General features: G+C 35.2%; 24 protein-coding genes. 11 read left to right on the top strand and 13 right to left on the bottom strand.

Annotated elements, in window-relative coordinates; all coding sequences use genetic code 11:
* Positions 1-31: 31 nt before the first annotated feature.
* Both JEOSCH030_RS05095 and JEOSCH030_RS05090 read right to left on the bottom strand, forming a co-directional pair.
* Positions 32-655 carry a GNAT family N-acetyltransferase gene (locus JEOSCH030_RS05095; RefSeq protein WP_185125551.1) on the bottom strand — a complete coding sequence of 208 codons (624 nt, stop codon included), beginning with the start codon at positions 653-655 and terminating at the stop codon, positions 32-34.
* Positions 656-967: 312 nt separating this feature from the next.
* The gene (locus JEOSCH030_RS05090) at positions 968-1873 is read right to left on the bottom strand and encodes an alpha/beta hydrolase (protein WP_185125550.1); all 906 of its coding nucleotides are present in this window, start codon (positions 1871-1873) and stop codon (positions 968-970) included.
* Positions 1874-2005: 132 nt separating this feature from the next.
* On the opposite strand from JEOSCH030_RS05090, the gene queF reads away from it, so the two are divergent.
* Positions 2006-2494, top strand: a complete 489-nt coding sequence (gene queF / locus JEOSCH030_RS05085; RefSeq protein WP_185125549.1) for a preQ(1) synthase — start codon at positions 2006-2008, stop codon at positions 2492-2494.
* 67 nt (positions 2495-2561) lie between these two features.
* Here the strand turns inward: queF and JEOSCH030_RS05080 are convergent, their stop codons facing one another.
* The 7 genes from JEOSCH030_RS05080 to JEOSCH030_RS05050 all read right to left on the bottom strand — a co-directional run bounded on the left by JEOSCH030_RS05080 (position 2562) and on the right by JEOSCH030_RS05050 (position 9765).
* A complete protein-coding gene (locus tag JEOSCH030_RS05080; protein ID WP_185125548.1) occupies positions 2562-4481 on the bottom strand; it encodes an FtsX-like permease family protein in 1920 nt (639 codons plus the stop codon).
* A complete protein-coding gene (locus JEOSCH030_RS05075; RefSeq protein ID WP_185125547.1) occupies positions 4468-5229 on the bottom strand; it encodes an ABC transporter ATP-binding protein in 762 nt (253 codons plus the stop codon). Before JEOSCH030_RS05075 ends, JEOSCH030_RS05080 begins: the two co-directional genes overlap by 14 nt.
* 101 nt (positions 5230-5330) lie before the next feature.
* Positions 5331-6323 carry a sensor histidine kinase gene (locus tag JEOSCH030_RS05070; RefSeq protein ID WP_185125546.1) on the bottom strand — a complete coding sequence of 331 codons (993 nt, stop codon included), beginning with the start codon at positions 6321-6323 and terminating at the stop codon, positions 5331-5333.
* A gap of 3 nt (positions 6324-6326) precedes the next feature.
* Complete coding sequence (locus JEOSCH030_RS05065; RefSeq protein ID WP_185125545.1) at positions 6327-7001, bottom strand: response regulator transcription factor; 675 nt, start codon at positions 6999-7001, stop codon at positions 6327-6329.
* The gene (locus JEOSCH030_RS05060; protein ID WP_235962224.1) at positions 7001-8194 is read right to left on the bottom strand and encodes a DUF418 domain-containing protein; all 1194 of its coding nucleotides are present in this window, start codon (positions 8192-8194) and stop codon (positions 7001-7003) included. Before JEOSCH030_RS05060 ends, JEOSCH030_RS05065 begins: the two co-directional genes overlap by 1 nt.
* A 94-nt stretch (positions 8195-8288) precedes the next feature.
* Positions 8289-8558, bottom strand: a complete 270-nt coding sequence (locus tag JEOSCH030_RS05055) for a hypothetical protein (protein ID WP_185125544.1) — start codon at positions 8556-8558, stop codon at positions 8289-8291.
* A gap of 55 nt (positions 8559-8613) precedes the next feature.
* Positions 8614-9765 carry an MFS transporter gene (locus JEOSCH030_RS05050; protein ID WP_185125543.1) on the bottom strand — a complete coding sequence of 384 codons (1152 nt, stop codon included), beginning with the start codon at positions 9763-9765 and terminating at the stop codon, positions 8614-8616.
* A 109-nt stretch (positions 9766-9874) separates the two neighbouring features.
* On the opposite strand from JEOSCH030_RS05050, the gene JEOSCH030_RS05045 reads away from it, so the two are divergent.
* Both JEOSCH030_RS05045 and JEOSCH030_RS05040 read left to right on the top strand, forming a co-directional pair.
* Entirely contained in the window at positions 9875-10129 is a 255-nt protein-coding gene (locus tag JEOSCH030_RS05045; RefSeq protein WP_185125542.1) for a hypothetical protein, read from the top strand.
* A gap of 31 nt (positions 10130-10160) precedes the next feature.
* On the top strand, positions 10161-10322 hold the full coding sequence (locus JEOSCH030_RS05040) for a hypothetical protein (protein ID WP_185125541.1): 162 nt from the start codon (positions 10161-10163) through the stop codon (positions 10320-10322).
* 77 nt (positions 10323-10399) lie between these two features.
* Here the strand turns inward: JEOSCH030_RS05040 and JEOSCH030_RS05035 are convergent, their stop codons facing one another.
* Positions 10400-11347 carry a dipeptidase gene (locus tag JEOSCH030_RS05035; protein WP_185125540.1) on the bottom strand — a complete coding sequence of 316 codons (948 nt, stop codon included), beginning with the start codon at positions 11345-11347 and terminating at the stop codon, positions 10400-10402.
* Between the two features lie 138 nt (positions 11348-11485).
* On the opposite strand from JEOSCH030_RS05035, the gene JEOSCH030_RS05030 reads away from it, so the two are divergent.
* The 4 genes from JEOSCH030_RS05030 (at position 11486) to JEOSCH030_RS05015 (ending at position 15077) form a co-directional block, all read left to right on the top strand.
* Positions 11486-12814: a YjiH family protein gene (locus tag JEOSCH030_RS05030; protein ID WP_185125539.1), complete on the top strand. Its 1329-nt coding sequence runs from the start codon at positions 11486-11488 to the stop codon at positions 12812-12814.
* 290 nt (positions 12815-13104) lie between these two features.
* Positions 13105-13518: a MarR family winged helix-turn-helix transcriptional regulator gene (locus tag JEOSCH030_RS05025; RefSeq protein WP_185125538.1), complete on the top strand. Its 414-nt coding sequence runs from the start codon at positions 13105-13107 to the stop codon at positions 13516-13518.
* A 30-nt stretch (positions 13519-13548) separates the two neighbouring features.
* On the top strand, positions 13549-14298 hold the full coding sequence (locus JEOSCH030_RS05020) for an SDR family NAD(P)-dependent oxidoreductase (RefSeq protein ID WP_185125537.1): 750 nt from the start codon (positions 13549-13551) through the stop codon (positions 14296-14298).
* A gap of 44 nt (positions 14299-14342) precedes the next feature.
* A complete protein-coding gene (locus JEOSCH030_RS05015) occupies positions 14343-15077 on the top strand; it encodes a glucose 1-dehydrogenase (RefSeq protein ID WP_185125536.1) in 735 nt (244 codons plus the stop codon).
* A gap of 63 nt (positions 15078-15140) precedes the next feature.
* On the opposite strand, the gene tyrS is transcribed toward JEOSCH030_RS05015, so the two are convergent.
* Positions 15141-16403, bottom strand: a complete 1263-nt coding sequence (gene tyrS, locus JEOSCH030_RS05010) for a tyrosine--tRNA ligase (RefSeq protein WP_235962229.1) — start codon at positions 16401-16403, stop codon at positions 15141-15143.
* 412 nt (positions 16404-16815) lie between these two features.
* On the opposite strand from tyrS, the gene JEOSCH030_RS05005 reads away from it, so the two are divergent.
* A complete protein-coding gene (locus JEOSCH030_RS05005) occupies positions 16816-19323 on the top strand; it encodes a transglycosylase domain-containing protein (protein WP_185125534.1) in 2508 nt (835 codons plus the stop codon).
* A 109-nt stretch (positions 19324-19432) separates the two neighbouring features.
* Here JEOSCH030_RS05005 and JEOSCH030_RS05000 read toward each other — a convergent pair whose 3' ends face one another.
* Both JEOSCH030_RS05000 and acsA read right to left on the bottom strand, forming a co-directional pair.
* Positions 19433-21100 (bottom strand): formate--tetrahydrofolate ligase, encoded by a 1668-nt coding sequence (locus tag JEOSCH030_RS05000; RefSeq protein WP_185125533.1) that lies wholly within the window; start codon positions 21098-21100, stop codon positions 19433-19435.
* Positions 21101-21239: 139 nt separating this feature from the next.
* Positions 21240-22949, bottom strand: coding sequence for an acetate--CoA ligase (acsA, locus tag JEOSCH030_RS04995; RefSeq protein ID WP_185125532.1), 1710 nt, complete (start codon positions 22947-22949; stop codon positions 21240-21242).
* A 197-nt stretch (positions 22950-23146) separates the two neighbouring features.
* Here acsA and JEOSCH030_RS04990 point away from each other — a divergent pair, with 197 nt between their 5' ends.
* The 3 genes from JEOSCH030_RS04990 to JEOSCH030_RS04980 are packed head-to-tail and all read left to right on the top strand — an operon-like array spanning position 23147 to position 25578.
* On the top strand, positions 23147-23779 hold the full coding sequence (locus tag JEOSCH030_RS04990; RefSeq protein WP_185125531.1) for a GNAT family N-acetyltransferase: 633 nt from the start codon (positions 23147-23149) through the stop codon (positions 23777-23779).
* A gap of 18 nt (positions 23780-23797) precedes the next feature.
* Complete coding sequence (locus tag JEOSCH030_RS04985; RefSeq protein WP_185125530.1) at positions 23798-24433, top strand: CBS and ACT domain-containing protein; 636 nt, start codon at positions 23798-23800, stop codon at positions 24431-24433.
* A complete protein-coding gene (locus JEOSCH030_RS04980; RefSeq protein ID WP_185125529.1) occupies positions 24433-25578 on the top strand; it encodes an acetoin utilization protein AcuC in 1146 nt (381 codons plus the stop codon). The genes JEOSCH030_RS04985 and JEOSCH030_RS04980 overlap by 1 nt, the downstream gene beginning before the upstream one ends.
* Positions 25579-25608 lie beyond the last annotated feature (30 nt).

Here is a 25608-nt window from a genome sequence, read left to right as displayed (position 1 = left end):
TCATTTCCCGCCCTTATTTACGTTTTTTATCTTATTTCTTATAGTACTCTATAAATTCTCCGTCTAGTTTCCAGCCAATATAATTTTGACCATCGTTCATCATCCAATCATAGTTGTCATACTTAACTTTAATCATTTCGTTATCTGCTTTAAGTTCACTTTCTAATGGTAAATACAAGATGTGTCTTCTTTTACCATTATACTTTAGACGTGTTCTCATGATTTTGAAGCCGAGTTTAAACTTATCTTTTAGACTCGCTAAGTTGGATGGCATAACAGTAGAGAATATATAGTCAAAGTCTCCTGAACCTTTCACTTGATCAATTAAGAACTCACCCATCTTCGTCTGTAAACCTTGTCCTCTATGATTCGGATGAACAAGTGATATTTCCGAATAAATAGAGCGTTCACGAGGGACACCAACGTCGTCAGCCAAGTGCTCTTCTTCATCTAGATCTGGTAAATACATAGTTCGGAGGGCTACCAGTTGACCATCTACAAAGACTCCTGCTGTATAACCTTGTTCAACACCCTTTTCAAACTCTTCTCTAGTCAATTTTTGTAAGACTTCTTTTTGCTCTAAAAATTCATAGACAGAGTCCTGTAATAGGCACATATCATCGACGTCATTCTTAGTTAATTTTACAAAGTTCATATAAAATCCCTTCTTTCTTATATATGATGTTTAGCTATTCTTCTGTTTGGTTATATTCATACTGAGGAGTTGGTTAGCATGAACATATTAATAAAATGTATGAACTCCAATGAAAATCACAAATTCTTTAAAATAATCCATAACATACAAGAGGAGCGATCCTCAGTAAACGATTTTGTATATGAATGTGTTACAAATCATCCCGACCTTGATGAAAATGATCTGATCGTCCAGTTGATTTATCCTTACCATTCAGAATTGTATACTGAATATCACTTGGATTATGTGAGCCGCTAGTACTAGCGGCTTTTTTTATTTTCCTTCTAACCATTCAAACATTAAGGGTATCCATTTTTGCACGTGAGTATTGACAGTACCCGTAATTTCACTCGCCACACTTAAACCGTGATCACCTTTGTTAAAAGTATGAATTTCCCATGGTACTCCAGCCTTTTCTAGTGCATCAGCAAAGTCTAAAGCATTTTTTACGTATACTAAGCGGTCGCCCACTGTGTGCCAAATAAAAGTCTTAGGGGTATCTGAGCTCACATGATTTTTTAAGGTTGCCTTATCAAGTATGTCATCTTCTATTTTAGCACCAAAAACCATACGGCTAGCCATGGACATATAAATCGGGTCACCAACACCACGTTCTTTTGCGATTTCGCCGTTCAATTCATAATCAAGAATTGGATAAGCTAACACTTGAAAATTCGGTCTAAACCATCTGGCTTCCTTGCCAACTAAATCACTTAACCAGTCCGTATTCCAATGTACACTTAAACTAGCGGCTAGATGTCCACCAGCAGAAAAACCAATCACTCCAATATTATCAGAATCAACATTATATTCATGAATATGTTCACGGATATGTGCAAAGGTTAAAGCAAGTTCAATAAGCGGATTTGGAAACTCTGAACCTAACACCCTATCATCTTCTACCATAGAAGCAATTTGATAAAGTTCATCTCTTGAGGCTTGTCGACCTTCTCTTTCTATCATGGTGCCAATTGTAGAATAGTTTAAAATGAATACTTGATAGCCTCTTTTAAGAAAATCATATGCAACAGCTTCACTTTCTCTTTTAGATACATACATATAAGAACCACCTGGACATATGACGATAGCTGGTTTCTTCTCAAACTTAACACCAGTCTCCCCAAGAATAGCGGTCACTTCGGCATGATAGTCACCGATTTTAAACTTTTTTATCTTCATAATATGTCGAGCCTCTCTTTCTTACTTCAATATTATCAAAAAATTCAAAGTAAGATATATAAAAGACAACTATTTGAAAGAATTGTATAATGAAATCGTGACTGAATAATATTAATCTAGGAGAATTCAAACATGTCAAAAGATTATTCAAAAGATTTAACTTTACTAGGTAACCAAGAAGTACCGTACAATTACGAATACAATCCTGAAGTCTTAGAAACCTTCGACAACGACTTTCCAAATAGAGATTATTTCGTTAAATTTAATTGTCCTGAGTTTACGACTTTATGTCCAATGACTGGTCAGCCGGATTTTGCAACAGTATATATTTCATACATACCCGATGTTAAGATGGTCGAAAGTAAATCATTAAAACTCTATTTATTTTCTTATAGAAACCATGGTGGTTTTCATGAGTCGAGTATGAATATGATTTTAGATGACTTGGTGAAATTAATGGATCCTAAATATATTGAAGTTTGGGGTAAATTCACACCACGTGGTGGTATCTCCATCGATCCTTATGTCAATTACGGAAGACCAGGGACTAAATATGAAGAGATGAGTAATCACAGAATGATGAATCATGATATGTACCCTGAAAAAGTAGATAATAGATAATTGCGTAGGCAATTATTATAAATAAGTAAAAAAGATCACTAGACACTTGGTCTAGTGATCTTATATTTTATAAGCTATTGTTCACTGTTCTCTTATAATATAACAGTGACATTAAGCTAAAGATTGAGTACAGAATCGTATAGACTAGCATGACAATTAGAGTCGGTTTCCACATTTCAATACCGAAAATGAACCAGCCTGATTTAACTGCAAATAGTGAATGCAGTAGACCGATAATCAGTGGAATACCAAATGAGATAATCATCTTATAGATAAGTCCTCTTAAGATTTCATTGTTTGTAAAGCCGAGTTTTCTTAAAACTCTATATGATCCTTTTTCATTCTCACACTCATCAATTTGTTTGAAGTATAAAATACAACCTGATGTGAGAAGGAAAGCGAATCCGAGATATCCTAAGATAAACATCAACATGCCTGACATTTGAATCATTTCATCATAAGATTTTTGCTTAGATGTAAAGCTAGGATTTTCTTCTTTATCCATTAACTCTAATATCTCATCGTTATCACCATCAACGATATTAAAGGCGAATAACTCCGTCGGCATGTCATGCTCTTTTTCATAGGCTTCATTTTCTTTTAACTCCTGATAGATTTGATCGTCTACGATTAAAACAGGCATACCAAATGTCAGCCTAGAAGGTAGAATACCTTCTGTATATACTTTAGTAATTTCTAAAGTCTTTTCGTAACTATCATCATTCACGAAAGTAACGGCTGTCCCTTCCTCCATGTTAGTGAAAAAGTCTAAGATTGCTAAGGTTCCTGTGACATACACTTCATTATTTTTTAAGTCATACCCTTCAAATTCTTCATCGCTGACAATAGGATAGCTGATTTCTTGTTCAGGTAATGGACTCTCCATATCCATCTCAACATGAGAACTCATAAAAGTTTTTTCATATTTTTCTATGTCATAACCATGATCTTTTAAGAGAGTTTCGTAATAATCAAGGTCTTCTTTATTCTCTACTGTATAGTCATAAGGCTCAGTACTCTCTAACATTTTTTCTGTAGAATAGTAATTGATATATGATAGCGACATCGCAGTTATACTGATTGCTGTAATCACTGTAATTACTGTCAGCAAGAAGGCATTTGAACGCATTTTAAACATGATTGATGTTGTTGACAGCACATCATTGACGTTAACATGGCCTGCTTTTCTCTTTCTGAAAATATTTAAGATTAAAGCAATCCCACATTTGAATAAGAGATAGCTTCCGACGATTGTTAGAACGAGAATACCAATCATTAAGACCGGCAACAGTATTGGATTTTCCATCGCCCATTCAAACATTTTAGTCGATAAGAAATAACCCACTGCAACCATAATAATACCTAAAACACCGAATAGTCCTGTAGCAAGTCCAATCGGTTTTTGACTAGCTTCTGAGACTTTATTCAGTTTCAACAAGTCAATTAACTGATGACGGTGTAAAAAGTATTTGTTTTGTATCAGCAAAAAGATAAAAATTAAGATAAAGATTCCTGCTGTAACAAGGGCAGCTGTTATAGAAAAGTTCATTTCAACTAAGAGGTCAACGCCAATAATGTTCATTAAGATCATCAATAGGAGTCTTGAGATAAAGAATCCTAAAATAATTCCACAAATTAAGCTGCCGAAGTAAATGAAGAAGTTTTCAACGAGTAAAATTCTAAACACTTTAGACTTATTCATGCCGATAAGTTGAAATAAGGCAAGTTCTCTATGTCTTCTTTTGATAAAAATTAAATTCGCATACATGACAAAGAAAATGATAATAATGACAATGACAAAGGCACCAACTGAGAATAAAGAGGTCATCATTGTACTTTGTGATATCTCTTTACTTGCCTTGTCATCTAAGGTCAAAGTCAAAAGTGAAAAGAAGAGTGACACACTAAAGACTAAAGCAAATATATACAAGCCATAATTCTTAAGGTTTCTAGAAAAGTTCTTGATAATTAAACTATTTAGATTCATCAAGTACACCACCTAAGACGCGCTGGGTATCTAGGATTTCACTATAGTAATCATCCTGACTCATGTCTCCACGTGTTAAAGAGGTGTAGACTAAACCATCTTTTAAGAAGACAACTCGGTTAGAGAAACTCGCTGCAGTAGCATCATGGGTGACCATAAGTACACTTGTATTTAAGTTTTCATTGAGTTGCTGTAATTTTTTCAAAAGATCACTCGCTGATTTAGAATCTAGTGCGCCAGTCGGTTCATCTGCAAAGATAATTTTAGGTTGATGAATAAATGCTCTTGCAGCACTTGTTCTTTGAGCTTGTCCCCCTGAGATTTGGCTAGGGTATTTATCCGCTAATTCACTGATGCCTAGTTGCTGTGAAATCGTATTAAATTGATCTTCTGCTTCTTTTTTAGACATGGAACGTATCGATAGTGGTAGCATGATATTCTCTTTAATTGTCAAAGTGTCTAAGAGGTTATATTCTTGGAAGATAAAACCTAAGTCTGTCTTTCTAAAGTCTGCCAATTTTTTATCCTTTAAAGTTGTAAAATCAAAGCCATCGATGTATATATGTCCACTTGTCACCTTATCGATTGAGCTAAGCACATTTAGTAAAGTCGTTTTACCTGATCCTGATGCCCCCATAATGGAGACAAACTCCCCTTTTCCTAAACTTAAATCTATACCTTTTAAAACTTCTGTACGATTAAATTTATTGCCATAACTTTTTTTAATATTGCTCGCTTGTAATAACATGTCAATTCCTCCTGTATTAATGATTAACTACAGTTTAAACTCTATATACTCTTTTATCGTTTGATTCTCCTAACAAAAAGCACTATGAAGTGACAGAATTGTCACTTCATAGTGATATTAGAGAAGTTATTTGCTTTATTGAAGCTTAAAGTCATGGTGGTGTACTCTTGGTACTCTGATTGAGCAGTCAATTTAATATTTAAAATATCACAAACTTCCTTACTTAAATATAAGCCCATACCTGTTGACTGATCGTCATCGTGATCAGATGTTGAAGTAAAGCCTGCTTGGAAAATATTATCGATATCTTTCTCTTTAATTCCACGTCCAAAATCAGTCACTGATAACTTGAAATGCTCATCTTCCATGATACCGACAATGACGATATCATTATCACTTGAATATTTAACACAGTTGGCTAGTATTTGATCGATCACAAATTGCAGCCATTTCTTATCTGAATAAATATAATCTGTTTGAAAGTTAACATCAAAGCCAATATTTTTTCTTATACAAATACTTCTAAGCTTTAATATAGACCTTTTTACTAAATCATTAATATTCAAGCGTTCAATATATAAGTCGTTTTTAATATTAGGTAAACGTTGTAGATAGAGCACTTCGTTCAACATGTTATTCAGTCTTGTCCACTCACTTGCGAGCTTATCGTGGTCTGTGCCTTCTAAGTCATCAATCATTAATTTCATCGTTGTTACAGGCATCTTCATATCATGAATAAAACGTGTGAGTTCATCTAAATTTTCTTTAGTTTTCCCCGCTTCTTCTTCTAAGAGCGTCTGGTGATAAGTTCTAAGCTCATCTAATTTTTCATAGACTTGTTTTTGAGCATTCACATGAGGTTTATTAATACCTTCCATATCGTTTAAGGTCTTTAAACCATCAAATTCTTTACTAAAAGTTCTTTTCCTATTAAAATCCCAAGCTAAGTAAATTACTAGTATTAATAGATTGAAAAGAACTAAGTAAATGATAGAGACATTTGGAATACCACTATCTACTAAGCCAACTAAGACTATAAAGCTATTCATTATGAGAAATAAAATAATCACACTAATATTTTCTTTAAAATACATGTTCTACCCCTTTAAGATATAGCCGCTACCAGTTTTTGTTTCTACAGCATTGTTTAAACCAATCAATTCCAATTTTTTTCTTAAGCGATTGACATTCACCGTTAAGGTATTATCACTTATAAATCTTGAATCGTCCCAAAGTGCTTCTATAATCTCATTTCTTAAGACAACTTCATTCATTTTTTGAGATAAAACAGATAGAATAAAAGATTCATTTTTAGTCAACTCTACCTCATCGTCTCCTCTAGTAATAATCAACTTTTTAAAATCAAAGACCGCATCTCTATATTTAAAGACATCAAAATCTCTTGATTTATATTCATAAGTCCGTCTTAAGAGTGCTTGAACTTTAGCATTGAGTACTTCAAAGTTAAATGGTTTTTGCACATAATCATCTGCCCCCATTTGCATACTCATAACCATATCCTGAGGGTGATCTCTAGACGATAAAAAGATAATAGGTACGCTAGAAATATTTCTAATCATTCGACACCAGTAAAAACCATCGTATTTTGGTAGCGTGATATCAATGATCACAAGATTTGGCTTAACATCTATAAAGTCAGTCATAACGTCTGAAAAATCATTGATTCCTTGGCTTTCTATATCCCATTCATTAAATCGGTGAATCAGTTCGTCTAATAGGACTTTATCATCTTCAATAATGAGTAACTTCATTAGCTAGACTCCTTTTTCTTTATCGACATGAAACTTAAATAAGTCAGACATCTCCAAATCCACTCAAGTGGGCCATAGGCAAATTTAGACATCCACAATTTTGATAAGCCAATTTGTAAGGTAAAGACTAGTAGAACTATAGGGACAAAGTAAATTGCATCGATACTATTAAATAGATTCGCTACATAGAAAACCAAGAGCATGATCACTGTTTGTCCAATATAATTCGTTAAAGCCATCTGACCGACTGGTTGTAGTATTTTAACAATTGCTTTGTATTTCTTCATTAATAGCACTAAGAGTGATACATACCCTAGTGCCATAAGCGGACCACCTAAAGAACTCGATAGTTCACCGAGCGTTGAATATAAGACATCTCCCCCGGCATAAGTTGTCCAGTAGCCTGTTAATAGTTTAATTGGTAGACCAAGACCCAATCCAAATGCTGCTAATTTTTTAAATAAGCTTAAATTGTCATCAATATTGTTGAATATTTTTCTTTGACCGAAATAGAGACCAATTAAAAACATGGCTAAAACAATTGGTACAACAAAGATGATGCCAGAAAATGAAATGCCGAGTAAAGTTATGTTCATTTCTACAATATCACTATAAGTCCCGTTCAAAATATCATCGGTCATTCCAAGTTCAAAAATATAACCGTTCATCTCTTGGCCACTGACAAATATAAGTAGACTCCCTAAGAGAATAAAAACTGAAATCACTGATAGTAAAAGAATTGCAATGATTAAATTCATTTTAGCGTTCACCTTATAGAAGAAAAAGAGCAAGGCACCTGCTACCGCGTAAGTCCATAAAATATCACCGTACCATAAGAAAATGCCATGTAGTAAACCGAATATTAGTAGGACAAACATCCTTCTATAAAATAAGGGTATGAGTTTTCTTCCTTTGGCTTCTGCTCTAGATAAGAAAATATAAAAGCCTAGGCCGAATAAAAATGAAAACATTGTAAAAAAGTTAGTCGTAAAAAATACGTTTATAAAAAACAGAGATAATTCATTCCAAAATCCTGTATAAATCTCACTTCTTTCACTGGATAGACCATCTTCAATATCAGGTCCAGCAAAAGCCATAATATTCATCATTAGAATTCCTAATAAGGCAAAACCACGAATACCATCGATTTCATGAATCCGTTCTTTAAATTGGATTGGCTGATTATTATTCAAACTCACACCTCTTAGTCTTATTAATTTTCACTTATCCTAATCTTACTAATAAAATTAAAAAATCGCATTTCTTTTATAAAAGAAATGCGATTAATTAAAATTGCATGAATTCTGGTGGTGCGCCAGTAATATATGTGTAAAGATAGTAGTAACAGATAAATAAAACTGGTACAACGATGACTACAAATAAAAACAGCTTTAAAAAGCGAATGAGTATTTTATAAATAATCGTTGCCACTATTATAAAAATAGAAGCATACAGTATATTTTTCGGTGTATATTCAAGTGATGCATAACCTGTGTAGTTAATGATAAAGATAGATACTATACTGAGTATGACGATTAAAACCAAGCGCATTAACATAGAATCCGTCCTCCTAATCACTTAAATATACAAGAATTTAAACTGATATGAAACTTTAAACCTCTTGTTTTTGACCTGTTTTAATGTTAATCGCAGCAACCATTCCGAGTGCAACAATGACAAAACCAAGCCATGGTCCATAAGAAATATCGAAGTTATTGATGAATATTCCACCAATCACTGCCCCAACCCCAATGCCTAAATTTAAAGCGGACATATTCCAAGAAAACACATTAGAGCTTGATCCTTCAATATTTTCTACTAAACCACCTTGAATTGCTGGAGATGTTGCCCATTGGAACAGCGCCCAACAAAAGACGTTAATGTAAAATAAGATTGGTGTCCCGTAGAGAAAAGGCATTACAAAGAGGCTGACTAAAAATAGTGAAAGCATCGATATGACTGTCATTTTAGCGCCGATTTTATCCACTAAATTACCACCAAGATAAGTGCCTGTCATACCGCCAATCCCTGTTATCAATAAGGCGAATGACACATTCTCTAAAGTGTAACCATGTGACGTCATGAGCGGTGATATATATCCTAAAATAATATAGTTACCAATGAGCACCGCTAGTGTAACTGTAATATATAAGGTCACATTTCTCTTAGATGTAATCTTACTCTTGACCTCACCTGGTGCAACGTCAGCATTTAGAGCTTCAGAGTTAACAAAGAAGAGAACCCCAAGACCTACTAAAATCGCAATGACAATCACTACAGCAAAAATTACTCGCCAACCAAATTGAGCACCGATTATAGTCCCAATTGGAATCCCGAAAACATTAGCTGCTGAAAAGCCCATATAGACTGTTGCTAACATTTTTCCTCTAACTCTCGGTTCTGATAAGACAACCGTTATATCTAAAATCTTAACGATAAAGACAGCTGCTGCCATAGCGGTAATCACACGCCCCACTGACAACATGACAAATGTAGAAGATAAGCCAAAGACAACATTACCAATAATAAAGACAACTAAAGATAGAAGTACGACTAATTTTGATGACATATTTTCGGTTAGTCGAATGAGTAAAGGCCCAAATAAGGCAAAACTGACCGCATAGACTGTAATTAACTGACCTGTAAGTGCGTGACTGATTCCTAAATCACTACTCATGAGTTCTAAAATACCAGATACAATAAGTTCCATCATACCTAGTAAAAAGATACCGACGGTAAATGTAACAATTAACTTTTTATTCATTTATGTATTCTCCAAGTTTCAAATAATTTTAAAGTGCAACTCTTCTATTATACAATAAATATATATGCTTTCAATTACGATAACTATTAAAAAAATCAGGAGTGAATCTATGAAAATAAAAATACCAATACTTATGCTTGTCTTACTTATTTTAAGTGCTTGTAATAATCAAGCAGAAGAAAATTACCAACAGTTGCTAACTAGCTTTGAAAGAAATGATAGTAGATTAAATAAAGCCTTTGAAGAAACGACGAAGAATATCGAAGAGGATAGAAATAGAGATAAGGCGCTCCATGATATTAATGATAAGTTGATTCCACAAATTGAAGATTTTCAGCAAACAGTGAAAAAACTATCAGCTTGAAGATGATGAACATGTCAAAGTACAAGAGTCTATGCTTTCTTATTTAGAAGAAACTAAAAAACTATTAAAGATGTATTCTGATTTAAACTCCGAATTTTTTATGGTTAATCCTTTAAATGATGAATCTATGGAAGATAGCGTTGGGAAGCAACTCAATGAAATCAAAAACCAAGAAGAAAGGTTAGTAATTTAAAAAATGATGTCAAAACATTGACGGCTAAATAAATGCTTTATAGTAAAGAGCTGGAAAATACTTTCCAGCTCTCTTTTTTAACAAAACACTCTGATAAAGTTTTCTGAGGCGATTCCTCTTGTGAAGCCTTCACCATATTTATTTTCTATAGCAGTCAGTAAGTTTTGATAATCTCCAGAGTGTTCAAGGTCTTTGACAAAGTCCACAATGCCATCGAAGTCAGATCCTAAACCAATATGTTTTTCTCCACCGAGTTCAATAATTTTATCGATATGCGAAAGCAAATCATCAATCGTTACTTCCCCATCAGCTACAAAGTCTGGACAAAAGACGATATTAATCATTCCACCCTTGTTGATAAGCTTAACAATTTGCTCATCATATAAATTTCTAGGATGATCCTGAATACTTCTGGCATTAGAGTGACTAGCAAATACATACTTACCATGTTCAATAACATCTTCAAAGCCGTGAACGTTTAAATGACTCACATCTATTAAGACATTATTTTTGTTGCACTCTTCGACGACTTGATGACCTAATTTACTTAAGCCAGTCCCTCTAGTTTCACCGACACCATCAGCCACTAGGTTGCCATTGTTCCAAACTAAACCGACAGCGAGTACTCCTAATCTAAAGAGTGTTCTTAGCTTCATTAAATCATTACCAAAGGCATCTGCACCTTCTAGAGTTAAAACAGCACCATACTCATCTTCTTTTAAATTCTTAATATCGGATAATTTTTTAATGTGTACCATCTTATCCATAGTCAGTACTTCGTTATAAAAGGCATCGATTTGTTCTAAGGCATGCTGCCATTTTTCATTATCTGGAATGCCAGGAGAGATGAATATTGCATAAAATTGGACTTTGACTTTCCCTTTAATTCTCCGCTTCATGTTGGTATGAAGTTCATCAGAGTCTAAATAGTCCAACTGTCTCTTTCGTCCGAAGTATCCGTATGTATTCCTTTTATCCCCTTGGAGTTTCAATAGAGCATCACAATGTGTATCAATAATATTCATTAAAATCCTCTCCTTTTCTTTATCAATCTATTATAATATAATTTATACATAATGAAAACGTTTACTCCTTTACAATTATTCATTATTACGTATAATTATTTAATATAATAACTTATTCAAGACAAATGAGGTTAACTTATGAAAAATACAACTACCTTTTTAAAATTTTTAATCCCATCTCTAATTGGGATATTCATGTTTCTCATACCACTAAACATTGACGGTGAAACTACTGTACCAGTTGCCTTTTTAGCAACTTTTATTAATGATTTAATTACCGTAGAGATCATTACGCTCTTAGTCGTAATTACAGTTGTCATTGCAGCAGTTTTAAGCATTATCTACACTTGGGTCTTAAAAATTGATACCGGTTTTTGGGCAAGCATTTTTTACACTTCAAGTTTTTGGGTCACTTTAAGAACAATCGGTGCAATATTTGCCTTGTTTAGTTACTTTAAGTTTGGTCCAGAAATGATTTGGTCAGACTCTACAGGTGGCATGATCTTAAACGATTTACAACCTACTCTATTTACAGTCTTTATTATTGCAGGTTTCTTCTTACCTCTACTTTTAAATTACGGTTTGTTAGAGTTCGTTGGAACTATTTTTGCTAAGTTTATGCGTCCAGTCTTTACTTTACCTGGCCGTTCTACTGTTGATAACTTAGCATCTTGGGTTGGAGATGGTACCGTTGGGGTCATCTTAACAAGTAAACAGTATGAAGATGGATTTTATTCAAAACGTGAAGCCAGTGTCATTGCATCGACTTTCTCAGTCGTCTCGATTACCTTCACTATTGTCATACTAGATTTAATCGGTTTGATGCACTTATTTGGTCCGTTCTATTTAACGATCATCGTCGCAGGTGTTATTGCAGCTTTAATTATGCCACGCATTCCACCACTCTCAAGAATTGAAGATACTTATTACAATGATGGATCTGAACTTGAGGAGACAATACCTGAAGGACACAACCCATTTTCTTGGGGCTATCATCAGGCGATGTTAAAAGCAGAAAAATCACCTAACCTGTTCTCTTTAGCAAAAGAAGGCGTTAAAACAGTCTTTGATACTTGGTTTGGTGTCTTACCTGTCGTAATGGCTATTGGTACATTAGGAACAATCTTGGCTGAGTATACACCAATATTCACTTGGTTAGGTCTACCTTTTGTTCCATTACTACAATGGATTGGTATTCCTGAAGCAGCAGCAATGTCAGAAACACTCTTTATCGGTTTTACTGATATGTTCCTACCAGCTATTCTCATTGAAGGCGTTCAAAGTGATATGACTCGCTTCATCGTTGGTGCAATGAGTATTACTCAACTGATTTATTTATCAGAAGTCGGTGGCGTAATCTTAGGTTCTAAGATTCCATTAGGTCTAGGAAAACTCTTTGTTATCTTCTTAATGAGAACAGTCATTACTCTACCAATCATTATTGTTGCAGCATTTATCATTTTCTAAATATCTCTATTAAATCGTCTACTTTCTTTAAAGAAGGTGGACGATTTTTCTTGTCTTTTTAAGGGAGTTTATTTTGTGATACATATTTCTCGGTTAAAAAGTCTATTAGACGTGTCAAAAATGATATCGAATAGACAAAATGAGCGGAAAAGTCTATTAGACATGTCAAAAATGATATCAAATAGACAAAATCATCTTTACCTTGCCTAGTTTTATCAAAATATATATAATAAAAGTATATTGTTAGACATCTAACTATTAGACATGAAAGTTAATGAGAGGTGAAAATAATGACCAATAAAAATATATTTGACCTCCTCCATCAAATGGATACATTCACGAATCAGATGACGATTCGTTGGAATAAAATTTTTAATGAAGATTTAGGCGTATCTCATATACTTACCTTATCTTTCTTACAACATAATGAATCGTCGCGTCCTTCTGATGTTTCAAAAGCTTTAGGACTCACGCCACCAACGGTGACTCACCTAGTGAATAAATTAGTTAAAAAGGGCTTAGTTGAACGACAAGCAAATGAAAATGATCGGCGTATCATATATTTAGTTATTACTAAACAAGGACAAGACATCTTAGAAAAGGCAATTGAAAGCGGGCAAGTTTTACGTAAAGAGGTATTTTTAAAACTTACAGATGATGAAAGACAACAACTGCTCACCTTATATAAAAAGTTAAATCAATAAATAATTAATATTATAAAGGAGATAGTTAAAATGAGATTAGAAGGAAAAGTTGCAATTATTACTGGAAGTGCTTCTGGTATTGGTAGAGGTATGGCGCTTGCTTTAGCTAAAGAAGGTGCTCATGTTGCTATTGTAGATGTTAATGAAGAGATGGGTAAGAAAACTTTAGCAGAAATTAATCAACATACTGAAGGCATGCTCTTCATCTCAGACATTTCCAAAAGAGAAAATGTAGAATATGTTGTTTCTGAAGTAGTCAAAAAACGAGGCAAGTTAGATATTCTTATCAACAATGCACATGCTTCTAAACAAGCATCTTTTATTGAGACCAATCAAGAAATGTTTGACCTATCGTTTGGTACAGGTTTTTATCCTACTTTTAACTTTATGCAAGTGGCCTATCCTGAACTGAAGAAATCTAAAGGTAAAGTTATTAATTTCGCATCTGGTGCGGGTCTTAACGGTCAGCCAACACAAACTTCATATGCTGCTGCCAAAGAAGCAATTAGAGGAATTTCTAGAGTTGCTGCCAATGAATGGGGACCTGAAGGAATTAATGTGAATATCATCTCTCCAATTGCACTCACTGGTGGGGTTGAACAATGGAAGAAAGATTCTCCAGAATTATATGATGCGATGATTAATAATATTCCTTTAAGAAAACTTGGAGACCCTGAGGAAGATATTGGTAGAGTTGCGGTCTTCTTATCAAGTAGTGATGCAGATTATGTGACCGGACAAACAATAATGGTAGATGGCGGTTCAATCAAACTTAGATAGTTTTTGTTTTAATATAAAATATTTAAATTTCAGGAGGTAGTTTTATGAACAGATTAGAAGGTAAAGTTGCGATTGTTACAGGTGGCGCACAAGGTATGGGCGCTTCACACGCTACACGTTTTGTCAGTGAAGGTGCTAAAGTTATTATTACTGACATCAACGAAGAAGCTGGTAAAACACTTGAAAAAAGTCTTGGTAAAGATGCTAAATTTATCAAACAAGACGTCACTAAAAAAGAAGATTGGGACAAGGTGGTTAAGGAAGCGAACGACACCTTTGGACAAATTGATATCCTTGTGAACAATGCGGGAATTAGTGTAAACAAGCCGATGATGGAAATGACTGAAGAGGACTACCGTAGAATAGTAGATATTAATCAAGTCTCTGTCTTTTTAGGTACACAAGCAGTCGTCCCGACAATGACAGAACTAGGTAAAGGGTCTATTGTAAATGTATCATCCATTAATGGTCTTGTCGGAGGGGCTGTTGGATATACAGATACAAAATTTGCAGTGAGAGGTTTCACTAAAGCAGCTGCGCTTCAGCTCGCACCTCTTGGTATACGTGTCAATTCAGTACATCCTGGAGTAATAGAGACTCCTATGATTAAACAAGGCGATGCGGCGGAACAAATCAAAGCATTTTCAAAATTCATTCCTTTACAAAGAGTCGCTCAACCCGAGGAAATCACGGAACTTGTTCTTTATCTTGCTTCCGATGATTCATCTTACTCAACAGGTTCAGAATTTGTTGCTGATGGCGGTTTGACTGCACAATAGATAAGCACCTTTATAAGAAAAAGCACACTAATTTCCATCTGAAATTAGTGTGCTTTTTATGATTTATTTATAAGTTACAATTGTGTACTTCTTCTTCCCTCTTCTAAAGACTGTAAATTCCTGATCAAATTTATCTGCATCAGTAATTTCATAGTCAAGGTCTTGCTGTCTTTCTCCATTTACATAAATCGCACCATTTTGGATGTCTTCTCTTGCCTGTCTTTTAGATGAAGAAATATTAGCTTCTACTAGTAAGTCCACAAGTTTTGTCGTTTCTTTATCTACCTCTTGTGAAGGCGCATCTTTAAGCGCGTCTTTAATTTGAGAGGATTCAAGCGCTTTAAAGTCTCCAGAAAACAGTGCATCTGTTACTTTAAGTGCCTCATCTAAACCTTCTTGACCATGAATCAATCTAGTGATTTCTTCACCTAGTTTTCTCTGTGCTTTTCTTAAGTGAGGTTCTTCTTCTACAGATTGTTGTAAGTTGTCTATTTCATCTCTATCTAAGAAAGTAAATAGTTTTAAGAACTTAACCACATCGTCATCTGATTGATTTAACCAGAACTGATAAAATTCATATGGTGATGTACGGTTTCTATCTAACCAAATATTACCGGATTCAGTTTTACCAAATTTCTTACCATCTGCTTTTGTAATTAAAGGAATGGTTAAACCTTCAGAATTTGTTGTACCATACATTCTTCTCATTAATTCTAAGCCACTAGTAATATTACCCCACTGGTCAGAGCCACCGATTTGTAAACGCACATCAAATTCTTTATTTAAGTGCCCAAAATCAATAGCTTGTAAAATAGTGTAAGTGAATTCAGTGTATGAAATACCAGTTTCTAAACGCGTTTGAATCGCATCTTTTGATAACATGTAATTCAAACCAACATGTTTACCATAATCTCTTAAGAAAGAAATTAAACTAATATTTTTCAACCAGTCTTTATTATTAACAAGGACTGCACTATTCTCATCTTCAAAATCAAAGATACTTGCTAATTGGTCCTTGATTGCAAGAACATTTTTATCGACTTCTTCTTCACTTAATAATTTTCTTTCATCAGCTTTAAATGATGGGTCTCCAATCATTCCTGTTCCCCCACCAATCAAAATAACCGGACGGTGTCCATATTTTTGGAAACGTCTTAGTGCTAAAAATGGTACTAAGTGTCCGATATGTAAGCTATCCGCTGTCGGATCTGCACCACAATAGATAGAAATCTTCTCTGTTTCTAGCATTTTTTCAATTTCTTCTTCATCTGTCATTTGATACACAATACCACGATATTTTAAATCTTCTATTAAAGTTGTCATAATACCCTCCATTGATTTTTAATATAAAAAACACCCATACTTTTTTAGTATGGGTGCTGACACGGTACCACCAAACAATTTTACTCATTGTAGAAGTTACGTCTTCTGACGGATCAAACCATAATATGTGAGTGTATTCATCAACTTACTTTTCACAGACTTTCACCAACCGCCTGCTCTCTAAATCAAGTAAGTCACTACTTCTCTCACAGTTTGATTCTAATCTTAAATTTATATAAGTATAGTATTGATAGAGCTAAAAGTCAAGATTGCGATTTGAAAGCCAAGTGTTTTCACTTGAAAAATACTCTATTTAAGCTATCATGATATGGTTAGATTTCTATTCTCTGATAGCCTTATATTACTAGGAGAGCTTAATAGACATATGATATAATCTTTTTAATAGGAGGTTGACATGAAGAAAAATGACTTTATTGAAAATATAAAGAAGATGTTTTCGCGTTCTGATTCCGAGAAGAAGACAGACAGAATTCACGGAGAAACAGCGAAAGACAAATATAATAATATAGTCGCCCGCTTTAAAAAAGCAGGTTCTCCTCTAAGAGTATCTTTTTTTACAGCTTATGATACGATTTGGAATGTTATCTTATTCTTACTTTTAACAGTTACTCTTATTGGTTTATTTCTCTTCAGTATCGGTCTAGGTTACTTTGCTGCACTTGTATCAGATGAAGAAGTGCTTGCAGAAGACGAAATTAAAACAAACTTAACCGAAATGACAGAGAGTACGACTGTGACATTTGGCTCCGGGGAAGAACTCGGGACACTTCGCTCAGACTTAATACGCGAAACAGTGAAATATGATGATATATCAGAAAACGTGACTCAGGCTTTAATCGCTACCGAAGATGAACATTTTTATGAACATAATGGTGTGGTTCCAAAAGCCTTTATGCGTGCCTCACTGCAGGAATTATCAGGTAGTGAAGCGGGATCTGGTGGTAGTACAATTACCCAACAACTGGTAAAAAATCAAATGTTAACGAATGACCCAACCTTTGATAGAAAAGCCACAGAACTCTTATTAGCCTTCCGCGTTGAAAATATATTATCTAAAGAAGAAATTCTTGAAGCTTACTTAAATGCGGTATCTTTTGGTAGAAATGCAAACGGCCAAAATATAGCGGGAATTGAATCCGCTGCTGAAGGGGTGTTTGGTAAGTCAGCAAGTGAGTTAAACATTGCTGAGAGTGCCTTCTTAGCCGGCCTACCACAAAATCCATATGCATATACACCATTCAATCAAGATGGTAGTTTAAAAGAAGCAGATATGCTAGAAGCTGGTAAGAACCGTCAGGAATTTGTGCTTTCAAGAATGCTAACTGAAGGTGTGATCAGTCAAGAAGAACATGATCAAGCTTTAGCTTATAATATCTATGACAATATGGCTTCAAGTGTCGTTGTACCAAATCAGAACTATCCATTCTTAACTGATGAAATCGAAAGACGCGGTGTAGAAGTTATTAAGTATATTTTAGCTGAAGAAGAAGGTGTCTCTCGTGAAGATGTCGATTCAACACCTCTACTGAATCAAGAATATACACAAAAAGCAAATGATGCCTTAAGAAATCAAGGGTATCAAATAGAAACAACCATTGATAAAAATATATACGACACCATGCAAGAGACAAAAGAAAATAGTTTTTATTACTACGGTGAACGCTCAAGTTTAGATGCAATCAACGCTGTTGAAGGTGAAGAAGAAGAAATATTAGATCACGAAGTCGGTGCTGTCCTTAAAGAAAATGACACAGGTAAGATACTAGGTTTTGTCGGTGGACGTAATTATGAAAATTCTGAAGTCAATCACGCCACTCAAACTTCTCGTCAAGCCGGTTCAACTATGAAACCGTTAAGTACCTATGCACCAGCTATCGATCAAGGCCTAATCGTACCGGATACGGTACTGCTCGATAAGGAATTTAACAATAATGGTTATGAACCAGCCAACTACTCTGGAGATGAGTATGGTTTAGTTTCTGCCAAACATGCACTAAGTAACTCTTATAACTTATCTACTTTAAGATTATGGTCAGAAGTTAGGAATCATAATCCATATCAATACTTAGATGCAATGAATATGAGTATCCCAGAACAACTAGTTGGTATCACTTCACTGCCACTTGGTCCTTTAGATACTACAGTAGAAAATAATGTCGATGCTTTCTCTACTTTCGGTAATCAAGGAGAAATGAACGAAAGTTATATGATTCAAAAAATCACAGCACCTGATGGAGATATCGTTTACGAACATCAAGAAGATCCTGTTAGAGTCTTCAAAGAATCTACTTCTTTCTTAGTTGCAGATATGCTGAAAGAATCATTCTTAACTGGTTCTGTTTACCACATTAAAGATTACTACAACTCAGTAAAAGACGTTTATGATTGGTCAGCTAAGACGGGTACATCAGAGAATTTTGTAGACTCATGGATGATTGGTTTTAATCCTAAAGTAACCCTAGGAATTTGGATGGGTTATGACAGAAATATTCCACAAGTCTATGACACAGATGATGAAACACACCCTCATATTTATAACTGGAGTTATATGGCTGATGCACTCAGTCAAGCAGCCCCTGAAGTAATGGGAGCTTATGAAAAATTCGAACAACCATCATCAGTGAGATCAGAAAAATTCTGTGCTCTGACTATGGAATTAGAAGATGATTGTTCTAGTAGCATGGACAAACCAATTACTGGTTTGATTGCTGAAGACACTATCTTCACCGATAAAAGTTCTCTAAATGACCCTGCAATTCAATCACGTATGGGCTCATCGATTGACTCTAGCCTATCTAACTCATCATTAAGAGGAACGGTCACAAGAACCTACGATGATCGATATTCAGTTGGAGGACGTTCATCAAAATCTAGTTCTAAAAAAGACAAAGACGACGATTAAGAAAATATCCCTAGCATATGCTAGGGATATTTTCATGCTTCTATTATATAACTACAAAAAAAGTACCTAACTTGTTTTAAAACAAGTTAGGTACTTAAAGAAATACTTCTTAGAATAATCCAGTTGAGCTACCATCTGCATTAACATCCATGTTAATAGCTGAAGGAACTTTTGGAAGTCCAGGCATAGTCATGATGTCACCAGTCAGTGCAACAACGAATCCTGCACCTGCTTTAGCAACTACTTCACGAACTGTTACTGTAAATCCACTTGGACGACCAAGTTTCTTAGGATCATCTGAAAGTGAGTACTGAGTTTTAGCCATACATACTGGGAAGTTGCCCCAACCGTTAGCTTCGATGTCAGCAATTTGTTTCTTAGCTTTATCAGTAAGAACAACGCCGTCACCACCATAAACTTCAGTAACAATTTTATTAATTTTATCTGCGATTGGTAGTTCATCTTCATATAGATGACGGAAGTCATTACCAGCTTCAATTGCTTCTAGAACTTGTTCAGCTAGTTCGACACCACCGTCGCCACCTTTTTCCCAAACTTGTGTAAGTGCAACGCGTACATTTTGTTCTCTACACCAGTCTAGTACAAAGTTTCTTTCTTCATCTGTGTCTGTAACAAAATCGTTTAGTGCGATTACTGGTTCAACACCAAATTTACGAGCGTTTTCGATGTGTTTACCTAGGTTAGCTACACCGTCTTTAAGTGCATCGACATTAGCTTCACCTAAATCAGATTTAGCAACTCCACCATTCATCTTAAGTGCACGGATTGTTGCGACTAAAACAATCGCATCAGGTTTAAAGCCACCCATACGTGCTTTAATATCCATGAATTTCTCTCCACCTAAGTCTGAACCAAAACCACATTCAGTAACAACAATATCTGCAAGCTGTCTAGCAGTGTTTGTTGCAATGATTGAGTTACAACCGTGTGCAATGTTAGCGAATGGTCCACCATGAATAAGTGCTGGAGTACCTTCCATTGTTTGTACAAGGTTTGGTTTAATTGCTTCTTTAAGTAGTAGTGCTAAAGCACCTTCAACTTCTAATTCTCCAACTGTGACAGGTTTTTTGTCATAAGTATAACCGAATACAATCTTAGATAATTTTTCTTTAAGATCGATGATATCATTTGATAAGCAAAGTATAGCCATAATCTCACTAGCAACAGTAATATCAAAACCATCTTGACGTGGAACACCTTTAGTCGGTCCACCTAGTCCTACGACAACTTCACGTAAAGCGCGGTCGTTCATGTCAATTACACGTTTCCAAGAAACGCGACGTGGATCAATATTTAATTTATTACCTTGGTGAATATGGTTATCGATGAATGCACTTAGGGCATTGTTTGCTGTAGTAATTGCGTGCAAGTCACCATTAAAATGTAAGTTAATTTCTTCCATTGGTAGTACTTGTGCTTGTCCGCCACCTGTTGCTCCACCTTTAACACCCATTACAGGTCCTAGTGAAGGTTCACGTAAAGCGACCATTACATTTTTACCAATTTTGTTGAAAGCATCACTCAAGCCAACAGTAACTGTAGATTTACCTTCACCAGCTGGTGTTGGGTTCATCGCAGAAACAAGAACAATCTTAGATTTTTCTTTGTCTCCTTCGAGTTTGTGGATGTCTACTTTCGCTTTGTACTTCCCATACATTTCTAACGCATCTTCAGGAATACCTGCTTTTTCAGCGATATCTTGAATTGGTTGTAGTGTTGCTTGGGACGCAATTTCTTGGTCAGTCAAATGTGCCATCTTCTCAGCTCCTAAAAAGTAATTGTACGTTGTAAATCGATTTCACAACTCCATAATCATTATTACATAAAAAATGAAAGCAGACCATGAAAACGGTCTACTTTCCTAAATTTGAGAAATTTTCCTTATAAATCCGCAATTAGTTATCATCCATAGATGATAAATCGCCAGCAGGCAAGTCTAATTCCCAAGCCTTGAGCACACGTCTCATAATTTTACCTGAACGTGTTTTTGGTAGGCTATCTTTAAATTCTATTTCTCTAGGGGCTGCATGAGCAGCTAAACCATTTTTAACAAACACTCTAATTTCTTCTTTTAATTCATCTGTCGGTTCATAACCTTCTCTTAAAGCGATAAAGGCTTTGACAATTTCACCACGTATTGGATCTGGCTTACCAATGACTCCAGCTTCTTGTACCGCTTCATGCTCGACGAGTTTGGATTCAATTTCAAACGGTCCCACACGTTCACCTGCTGTCATGATGACATCGTCTACACGACCTTGGAACCAGAAATACCCTTCTTCATCTTTATAAGCTGAGTCACCAGAAATATACCAATCTCCAATGAAGTATGAATCATATTTAGGCTTATTCTTCCAAATTTCACGCATCATAGCTGGCCAGCCTTTTTTCAGTGCGAGATTCCCCATACGGTTAGGTGGAAGCTCATTACCTTGATCATCTATAATTGTTGCTTCAACGCCTGGTAATGGTTTACCCATAGACCCTGCCTTAATATCAAGAGAAGGGAAATTAACGATCATATGCGCACCAGTTTCAGTCATCCACCAAGTGTCATGGATTCTAAGTTTATAAACATCCATTCCCCATTTTACAACTTCAGGGTTTAGAGGTTCACCAACTGATAAAACATGTCTTAGCGATGATAAATCATATTTTTCGATGATATCATCACTCGCACCCATCAGCATTCTAAAGGCTGTTGGAGCTGAATACCAAACAGTCACTTTTAGTTTTTCAAGTGCGTCGTACCATGATTCTGGAGAAAATCTACCGCCTACAACAACGTTAGTTGTACGGTTTAACCATGGTGCGAAAATTCCATAGGATGTCCCTGTTACCCAGCCTGGATCTGCTGTACACCAGTAGATGTCATCCTCTTTTAAATCCAAGACGTATTTACCTGAAATATACTGTTGAACCATCGCTTCTTGAACATGTAAGACACCTTTTGGTTGTCCAGTAGATCCTGATGTATAGTGAAGGATTAAGCCATCTTCCTTATCTAGCCACTCTATATCGAATTCATCACTTGCATCTTGGTACAATTCTCTAAAGTTAATTTGATCTTCATCTACTTGGTCTCCTACAACGACGACATGCTGTAAATCAGGCAGCTCATCCACTGGTACTCTACCTACCAGTTCACTTGTTGTAATAATAGTAGATGCTTCAGAGTTTTCTAAGCGGTCTTTGACTGCTTTTTCCATAAATGCTTCAAATAAAGGTCCAACGATCGCACCAATTTTTAAAGCGCCTAATAAAGTAAAATACAGCTCAGGTGAACGTGCCATAAATATGAAAACACGATCTCCTTTTTTAACACCGATATCTTTTAAGACATTCGCTGCTTTGTTTGAGTTTTCCATCATTTCTTTAAAAGTGTATGATTGAATATCATCATCTAATTTATAATGTAAGGCAATCTTATCGCCATAACCATCATGGACATGTCTATCAATAGTCTCATAGGCCATATTAATTTTTCCTGTGTCATACCAACTAAATGCTTTTTCTACCTCATCCCATGATAAATTTTCTTGTGCCTCATCATAATTCGGCATATTGGCATGTTGATCGGTCGCTTTGTATATTTCTACTTTCATCTTAACGACGCCCCCTATTTGTAATTTTATTTTTTTGTATAAAGCTATTATATTGAAAGTATACTTGAAATTCTATGAAAAAGTCTAAATAAAGCAAATTTTCTCATATATAATTAAACCGTTTTCACTTTTTTATATAAGCGCTCTCATATATAATATAAAGTATATTATAGTGACTTAAATTAAGGGGTGTTTTGTTGAAACATCATAAAACCTTTTTTCAAAGTAAGATTAAACAAGAAGGTCAAACGATAATTATCGAAGGGCCACTACCAGCTAAAACACTTGAGCAGTATAATTTTGATCAAAGTTTGACTGCTTTTAGACGCCCTGATGATCAATTTAAAGCGCTGAAAGAAATCGCTGATTTAGATGAAGGTAGAATTATTATTTGTCGTGTCGAAGATACCATCATTGGCTACGTTACTTTTCTACATCCAGATCCTTTAGAAAGATGGTCTGATGGTAATCATCCTTTCATCATGGAACTCGGTGCCATCGAAGTATCTTTAGCCTATAGAGGTTTAAGCTTAGCGAGTCTCATGCTAGAGTTATCAATCAAGGACGACTTTGTAGAAAATTATATTATCATTACCACTGAGTACTATTGGCATTGGGACTTGAAAAACTCAGGCCTCGATGTATATGAATATAAAGATTTAATGATTAAGCTGATGAAAGTTGCAGGGTTTGAAGTATTCCAAACTAATGATCCTGAAATCACTGGCCATCCTGCAAATACTTTGATGGCTAGAATCGGTAAAAATATCAATGATAGACAGATGCAACAATTTGACGAAATACGTTTTAAAAATAGATTTTTGATCTGACGAAAGGTGAAATTTATCATGTTAGTTGAAAGAATAATGACCAGCCCTGTAGAAACACTGCACGAGGACGACACGATCCACTCCGCCATGAATTTAATGAGTAGACTCTCTTTTCGTCACATCCCCATCGTTGATGATAATAATGATTTAGTCGGTATTGTTTCTGATAAAGACCTGAATCTAGCACTCCCTTCCATAGCAGGAGAAGATCAAGATATCTCACTAGATTTACAACTCAATAAAATAATGCGTCAACAAGTCACAACTTGTCATCCACTTGATTTTGTTGAAGAAATTGCTAAGGATTTTTATCATTACGGAATTGGAGCAATTCCTGTCATGCGTGGGAAAAAAATTGTAGGTATTGTGACTCAAAAAGATATGCTCAATACCTTTTTAGAACTTACAGGTATTAGAGAACCTGGATCTATTATTGAAATTGATATTCAAGATCGTATGGGAATCATCTATGATCTCGGTAAAATTTTTAAGGATTTAAATATAAAAATCGCAAGTATTTCTATCTACGCGAATTCAGAGAAAAAAGGTCATAAGATTATTGTCTTAAGAATTGAAGCTATGAACCCACTTATAGCCATTGAAAAGCTGGAAGAAGCTGGATTCAATGTAATCAGTCCGGGTGGGATGCACTGATGAAACCTCTTTTTGTTTACGATGATGAATTATTAAAATATCGCTTTAGCGATACTCATCCCTTTAATCAGATGAGACTAAAATTAACTAAAGATTTATTAATGGATTCTGATTTTCTTAAAGAAAGTGATCTAGTCAAGCCAAGAACAGCTACCTTAGAAGAGTTAGAGTTAGTCCATTCACATGATTATATTTCAGCTGTACAAAAAGCTGGTCATGGGGAATTAAGTCATGAAGATGAGATCAAATATGGTTTGAATACCGATGATACTCCGAACTTTCAAGATATGCATGAAAAATGTTCTTTAATCGTCGGTGCAAGTTTAACTGCAGTGGACTTAGTCATGTCTGGTGCAACTAAGCAAGCTGTGAGTTTAGCAGGCGGTTTACACCACGGCTTCCAAGGTAAAGCGAGTGGTTTTTGTATCTACAATGATGCAGCAATTGCATGTGAATATATCACTAGAAAATATGCTAAAAAAGTGCTTTATGTTGATACAGATGCTCATCACGGTGACGGAGTACAATGGTCATTTTATGCACGTAATGATATCGTTACATATTCCATCCATGAAACTGGCCGCTATCTTTTCCCTGGTACAGGCAGTGCAACTGAGCGAGGAACCGAAGAAGGTTTTGGCTATACAGTCAATATCCCAATCGATGCTTTTACAGAAGATGATTCTTTTATCGAGGTATTTACAGAGAGTTTAGAAAAAGCGATACAAAAGTTTCAACCAGATATTATTTTAAGTCAAAACGGTGTTGATGCTCACTACAGAGACCCGATGACTCACCTATCCTTAACTTCAAAGTCTTATGAAAAAATACCAAGATTCGTTAAGGAAATGGCAGATAAGTATACTGATGGAAAATGGATCGCACTTGGTGGCGGTGGCTACAATATTTGGCAAGTCGTTCCACGTATGTGGAGTCAAATATGGTTAGCAATGAAAGACATTGATGCGCCGAGAGGATATTTACCTGATCAATTTATATCAAGTTATAAAGATCAGTGTCAGGTTCTTTTTCCAAATAAATGGGAAGATGACTTAGATGACTATATGACAATACCAAGAAAAATAGAAATTACCGAAAAAAATAGGAGTACTTTGGACCGAATACTTATGTATTTTGACCAATAAGATAAAAACAGATCGGAGTTTTACTCCGAT

Origin of the sequence: Jeotgalicoccus meleagridis (genome assembly GCF_903994045.1) — a bacterium.
In the GTDB taxonomy this organism is placed as follows: domain Bacteria; phylum Bacillota; class Bacilli; order Staphylococcales; family Salinicoccaceae; genus Jeotgalicoccus; species Jeotgalicoccus meleagridis.
This window is presented reverse-complemented; position numbering and strand designations above follow the sequence as displayed.